The organism is Simplicispira metamorpha (assembly GCF_004341365.1).
GTDB classification, from domain to species: domain Bacteria; phylum Pseudomonadota; class Gammaproteobacteria; order Burkholderiales; family Burkholderiaceae_C; genus Simplicispira; species Simplicispira metamorpha.
Window position 1 is genome coordinate 23820 of the sequence record NZ_SLXH01000038.1, and the last position, 6109, is coordinate 29928.

Here is a 6109-nt window from a genome sequence, read left to right on the forward strand (position 1 = left end):
GATGTCCTTGTGGGTGGTGATACTGGTTTATCGGCAGTTGCAGGGGCGCACTGAAGCTCAGAGCAAATTCATCTGCTTGGCCTGCGCCGTCAGTTCGGCGCGGAAGGCGGGGTGCGCAATGCCGATCAGCTCGCGGGCACGCTGACTGGCCGACTTGCCGCGCAACTGGGCCACCCCGTATTCGGTGACCACGTAATTGATGTCGTTCTTGCTGGTGCTGACGTGTGTGCCGGGGCTGAGCACCGGCACGATGCGCGAGATGCTGTCGTTTTTGGCCGTGGAGGGCAGCACGATAAACGCCTTGCCACCGCGTGAGCGGTTGGCCGCGCGCACAAAATCGGCCTGACCACCCGTGCCCGAGAAGGGCACAGAGCCCAGGCTCTCAGAGCCGCACTGGCCCAGCAGGTCGATTTGCAGCGTGGCGTTGATGGCCACCAGGTTGTCGTTCTGGCCCGCCAGCATCGGGTCGTTGGTGAAATCGGCCGGGTGCATCTCCAGGGCCGGGTTGCGCTCCATGAAACGGTAGAGCTTGGCCGAGCCCAGGGCAAACGTGGCCACCATCTTGCCGGGCAGGTAGTTTTTGCGCCGGTTGGTGACGGCGCCGCTCTCCAGCAGCGTCAGGATGCCGTCGCCAATCATCTCGGTGTGGATGCCCAGGTCGTGCTTGTGCGTCAGCTGCATGACCACGGCATCAGGGATGCCGCCGTAGCCAATTTGCAGCGTCGAGCCGTCGTCGATCAGGTCGGCCACCTGCTTGCCGATGGCCTCCTGCACCGGGCCGATGCTGGGCAGGCCCACTTCAAACACCGGCTCATCGCTCTCGACCAGTGCCGTGACCTGCGAGATGTGTACCAGGCAGTTGCCATAGGCAAAGGGCACATTGGGGTTCACTTCCAGCACCACGGCGCGGGCTTTGGCCAGCGCGGCCATGGTGTAGTCGGCGCCCAGGCTGAGCGAGAAGTAGCCGTGCGCGTCCATGGGCGAGGCCATGCTGAAGACCACATCGGCGGGGATCTGCCCGCGCTCGATCTGCTGCGGGATTTCCGAGAAGTAATTGGGAATGAAGTCCACCCAGCCTGCTTGCGCACCGGCGCGGCTGGCCGGGCCTAAGAACAGGGCTACGTGGCGCACGTGGTGGGCCGTTTCGGGGTCGAAATAGCCGTATTTGCGCACGGCCAGAATCTGCGCCACCTTGACGTCCTGAAAATTGCGGCGCTGCTCGGACAGTGCGGTCAGCAGCGTGGGCGGCTCGCCCACGCCCGTGGGCACGATGATGGAGTCGCCGTTGCGTACATGGCGCATGGCGTCGCTGGCCGAGGTGCGTTTTTGCAGATAGGACGCTGGAAGGTGCATGCCGGGTGTCTCCTTGTAGTGGCTGCGGTGGGGGTAGAAATTCTGGTATTTTTGGCCTCCAGCGCTTATGGGATAAGCGCTGGAAGCTATGCTTTATATAGCAAATTCTTCGGCTTCCTGGTGCGCTTGACGGGCTTTGGCCGCCTGCTGCTCCAGGTTGTCGCGCACGAAGCTGTCGAACAGCGCGGGCAGCAGCGGGCGGCTGAAGTGGTAGCCCTGCACCTCGTCGCAGCCCCGGGCGTGCAAAAAGGCCAGTTGCTCGGCGGTTTCCACGCCCTCGGCAATGGTGCTCATGCCCAGGCTGCGGGCCATTTGCACGATGGCGGTGGCAATGGCCTGGTCGTCGGGGTCGGTGCTGATGTCGCGCACAAAAGACTGGTCGATCTTGAGCTTGTTGATCTTGAAGCGCTTGAGGTAGCTCAGCGACGAGTAGCCGGTGCCAAAGTCGTCTATCGACAGGCGGATGCCTTGGGCGCGCAGCTCCTGCATTTTCTGGGCAGCGATTTCGGGCTCTTTCATGGCCACGGCTTCGGTCAGCTCCAGTTCCAGGCCCTCGGGCGGGACGCCGGTTTGCGCCAGCATGCGGCCCACCATGTCAGGCAGGCCGGGCTGGGCAAACTGCACTGCCGAGAGGTTGACGGCCATGGTCATCATGGGCAGGCCCGCATCCAGCCAGGCGCGCAGTTGGCACAGCGCCGTGTGCAGCACCCACTCACCGATGGGCACGATCAGGCCGTTGGCCTCGGCCAGCGGGATGAACTCAGCGGGCGAGACAAAGCCCCACTGCGGATGCGTCCAGCGCAGCAGGGCCTCGGCGCCGACCACGCTGCCATCGCGCAGCAAGACCTGGGGCTGGTACACCAGGTGCAGCTCGCCCCGGTGTACGGCCTGTTTGAGGGCGTTGCTCAAGGCCAGTGCGCGCGCCGAGTGCGCCTGCATTTCGGAGGTGAAGAAGCGGTAGCCGTTGCGCCCTTCTTCCTTGACGCGGTACATGGCGGTTTCGGCATTTTTGAGCAGGGCGTCCAGGTGCTCGCCGTCGTTGGGTGCGATGGCGATGCCGATGGAGGCGGTGACAAAAATCTCTTGCCCCGCCACCAGCATGGGGCGTGCCAGCACCTCCAGCAGTTTGGCGCAGACCTTGGCCGCCTGGCTTTGGTCGCTGTGGGGCAGCAGCGCGACAAAATCATCGCCCGAGTGGCGCGAGAGCGCGTCGTGGTTTTGCAGATGGGAACGCAGGCGCTGGGAGATTTCCAGCAGCAGCAAGTCGCCCGCGTTGTGGCCCAGCGAGTCGTTGACGTCTTTGAAGCGGTCAAGGTCTATCCAAAGCACGGCCATGGCGCTGTCCTGGCTGATGGCGTACTGGAAATGTTTGCCCAGCAGAGTGCGGTTGGGCAGGCCCGTGAGCTGGTCGTAGTGCGAGAGCTGCTGTATGCGTGCGGCGGCCTGTTTGCGCTCGGTCACGTCTTCTTTGTGGGCCAGGTAGTTGGTGACCACGCCTTCCGTATTGCGCACGGGGTAGATCAGCACCGATTCAGTGAACTCGCGCCCGCTTTTGCTGCGGTTGGTCAGCTCGCCCTGCCAGGGCTTGCCCTGGCACAGCTGGGCCCACATGTTGCGGTAGACGGCGGGGGGCGTTTTGCCCGATTGCAGGATGCGCGGGTTTTGCCCCAGCACCTCGGCAGCGGTGTATTCGCAGGTGTGCAAAAACGCATCGTTGACGAATTCAATGCGCGCTTGCAGGTCGGTGATGACGAACGGCAGGGGGCTTTGCGAGACGGCCTGCGAGAGCTTGCGCATGGCCTCGTTGCTCTCCAGGCGCTGGGTGATGTCGCGCGAGATGACTACGTAGCGCTGGCTTTGGCCCGGAAGGGTGTTTTTGCGCGCTACCGACAGCTCAAACCAGCGCTTGCCGTCGGGCACCTGCAAGGCAATCACGCGCCCGCGCGAGAAGCCGGTTTGGCGCGCTTCGGCCAAAGCGGCCATGGCAATGGCCGCGTCTGCGGCGGGCATGATTTCTTGTACGGTCTTGCCCAGCATCACGTTGCTGGGGGTGACCAGGCTGCTGGTGTGGCCGGTGCGGACATCCAGGTGGCGGCCTTCGTCGTCCAGCTCCAGCATCGGGTCGGGCAGGGCGTCCAGCGTGGCCTGCAACTGCATTTGGGAGGAGTGCAGCAGGGCGTAGGGCTGTTGCACGGTTTCGACAAAGGTGGCGCGGTACAGGTAGGTGTAGGCCAGCACTTTGTAGAAGTGGCCCAGCAGGTTGTAGATGTCGGTCACGCCGGTGTAGCGGGTGAAGAAGAACTCGCTTTGTGCCATGGCGCAGGCCGCTGCAAACAGGCCCGCCGCGTTAAAGCGGCGCTCTTGGCGCATGTGCCACAACAGCAGTGCGGCGGCCACCAGGTACAGGGCCATCAGCACGTACTCAAAAGTGATTTTCAACGGGGTGAGCCCCTGGCCGGGCACAAAGGTGCGCGGCAGCAGGTCTGGGGCGTACAGAATCAGCCCGTGCACCGCAGCCACCACCGCCAGCACCGTTGCCAGCAGCCCCAGGGCGTAGCGCCGAGAGGCGCTGGTGCTCCAGGGCAGCCAGGCCACAGTCACCAGCGTCAGCGCTCCCAGCAGGCGTGCAGCCAGCCAGAAGTTGATGGCTTTTTCCGGGGAACTGGGGGTGATGAAGGTGGGCATGCCGTCATAAGACAGCATGTGCGAAAAATCCAGCAGGCCCACGCCCATGAAGCCGCAGGCCAGCAGCAGCGCGTTGTGCGGCAAGCGCTCGTGGCGCACGCTCCAGACCACGCCAAAGGTGAGTGCCGCTACCACGATGGCCAGCGTCTCCAGCGCCATGTGCAGCGGCAGGTAGTGCGCCACGCCCCGGGTTCCGGGCAGTGAGGGCAGCAGGCTTACCAACAAAAGCAGCACAAAAAGTGCGCCCATGGCACGCAAGGATTGGCTGGCTGCAGGCTGGTGACTGGGGTGTATCAGCATGGGAGTCGTGCCCGTGACGGCAGTCGTGGCGGCGTGGCTAAATTGATGTCGAAGTGTAGTGTCTGTAATGGCGTGTTGTGGCCGGATGGGGGCGGCTGTACCCTTGGCGCGGGGCTGTCCTGCACGCACGCCTGCCTGGGGCCATGTCTTTGCTCCAGGGCCGCATTTTTTTGAAGGCATAAAAGCCATTTTTCAGGGGCCATGCCAGCCCAGAAAAATATTATTTTGATAGCTGCTCGCGCCCGCCAGCATTGGGCCAGTGCCTGATTTATCCTATAAAATATGGCCTTCACCCTTTCTGCACCCGTCCACAGCGACCTCACCATCAAGAAAAGCCGCTTTATTGGCTGCATCCAGCCTATGCCCGACCGCGCCAGCGCCCAAGCACACGTTGATGCGCTGTGGCAGCAGCACCCGGGCGCGGCGCACATCTGCTGGGCACTGCTGGCGGGCGGGCAGTCGGCGGCGGTGGACGACGGCGAGCCCGGTGGCACCGCCGGGCGCCCCATGCTGGACGTGCTGCGCCACCACGACCTGGAGGGCGTGCAGGCCACCGTGGTGCGTTACTTTGGCGGCGTCAAGCTGGGCGCGGGCGGACTGGTGCGCGCCTACACCGACTGCGTGGCCCAGGCCCTGCTGGGCGCCAGCAAAGTGCCCTTGCAGCGCATGACCACGCTGCACTGCCTGGTGCCTTACGCCCTGGAGGGCCTGCTGCGCCGCGAGATCGAGGCCGCAGGCGCGCAGCTGCTGGACGTGCAGCACGCCTCCCTGGTCACGCTGCAACTGCGCCTGCCCGCCGCACAGGCCGACGCCTTTGTGCAGCGCATCAACGACCAGGGTCAGGGCCGCGTGGGCTGGCCCGCCAGCACCGAGTGACCCGCCGTGCGCAGCCGCTGAACTGCTACATGCGCGTGCGCACCGCCACGGCGCAAGGCCGCACCAGCCCTTGCGCCCAGGTGCCATAGGCTGCGCTGGCCACGGCATGCAGCTCCTGGGTGCGCTGGGGCAGCGATTGCAGCATCTGGGCCTCGGTCTGCACCGCAGGGCCTTGGGCGCATGACAGCTCCTGGCGGCCTTGTCGGCACCAAGCGCGTACGCTGGCCTCGGTCACTTCCAGGTGGCCTTGGAATCCCCAATGGCGGCCCTTCACGAAGCCTTTGTTCAGGCAGTGCTTGCCGTACATGGTGCGTGCGGCGCCCCGTGGAATCTCAAAAGTGTCGTAGTGCCAGTTGAACAGCGTGGCCTGCGTTTTGTGCCCCAGCGCACCCTGGGCGGTGGGGGTGATCCAGACGCGGCTCCAACCAATGTTGGGGCAGGCATTGCGCCATACCCGCGCGCCCATGGCACGCGCCAGCAACTGTGCGCCAAAGCAATGGCCCAGCACCGGTATGTCGCTGGCCAGGGCACCACGAAGCAACTGCAACTCGGCGCTGATCCACGGGCAGTCGTCATTGACGCTGTGGTCGCTGCCGAGCACCACAACACCACTGAAGTCGCGTGCCTGGAGGGGGCTTTCCTGCCCTTGGGCCGGGTGAAAAATGCGAAAGGCAATGCCATGGCGGTGCAGGTATTCACACAGGAAACCAGGGCCTTGCGTGGGCTCGTGCTGGAGGATGGCGAGTGGCTTCATGGAACTGGCGCGCAGCAGGGAGCGCCTGTGGTTTAGAGAGCTTCACTCTAGTACTACAGCCGTAGTACTTGATGTAAAGTGCCACGCGTCAAAACAACGTGGCAAGTCAAGATGACGGTAGAGGTGCAGCCGTGGCTACAG

4 protein-coding genes are annotated in these 6109 nt (G+C 64.2%); 1 reads left to right on the top strand and 3 read right to left on the bottom strand.

The genetic code is table 11. The annotated features are described in order from the left end of the window. Nucleotides 1-57: 57 nt before the first annotated feature. Nucleotides 58-1353 carry an acetyl-CoA hydrolase/transferase family protein gene (locus EV674_RS16005; RefSeq protein WP_119014577.1) on the bottom strand — a complete coding sequence of 432 codons (1296 nt, stop codon included), beginning with the start codon at nucleotides 1351-1353 and terminating at the stop codon, nucleotides 58-60. Nucleotides 1354-1446: 93 nt separating this feature from the next. Beyond that, complete coding sequence (locus tag EV674_RS16010) at nucleotides 1447-4287, bottom strand: bifunctional diguanylate cyclase/phosphodiesterase (RefSeq protein WP_241525024.1); 2841 nt, start codon at nucleotides 4285-4287, stop codon at nucleotides 1447-1449. Between the two features lie 333 nt (nucleotides 4288-4620). Here EV674_RS16010 and EV674_RS16015 point away from each other — a divergent pair, with 333 nt between their 5' ends. Beyond that, the gene (locus EV674_RS16015) at nucleotides 4621-5214 is read left to right on the top strand and encodes an IMPACT family protein (protein ID WP_119014576.1); all 594 of its coding nucleotides are present in this window, start codon (nucleotides 4621-4623) and stop codon (nucleotides 5212-5214) included. A 25-nt stretch (nucleotides 5215-5239) separates the two neighbouring features. Here EV674_RS16015 and EV674_RS16020 read toward each other — a convergent pair whose 3' ends face one another. Further along, complete coding sequence (locus tag EV674_RS16020; RefSeq protein ID WP_119014575.1) at nucleotides 5240-5968, bottom strand: type 1 glutamine amidotransferase; 729 nt, start codon at nucleotides 5966-5968, stop codon at nucleotides 5240-5242. Between the last annotated feature and the right edge of the window lie 141 nt (nucleotides 5969-6109).

Excerpts from the sequence above, each read along its gene's own strand:
- EV674_RS16015 (WP_119014576.1), top strand. The coding sequence starts at position 4,621 with ATGGCCTTCACCCTTTCTGCACCCGTCCACAGCGACCTCACCATCAAG.
- EV674_RS16020 (WP_119014575.1), bottom strand. The coding sequence starts at position 5,968 with ATGAAGCCACTCGCCATCCTCCAGCACGAGCCCACGCAAGGCCCTGGT.
- EV674_RS16010 (WP_241525024.1), bottom strand. The coding sequence starts at position 4,287 with ATGGGCGCACTTTTTGTGCTGCTTTTGTTGGTAAGCCTGCTGCCCTCA.
- EV674_RS16005 (WP_119014577.1), bottom strand. The coding sequence starts at position 1,353 with ATGCACCTTCCAGCGTCCTATCTGCAAAAACGCACCTCGGCCAGCGAC.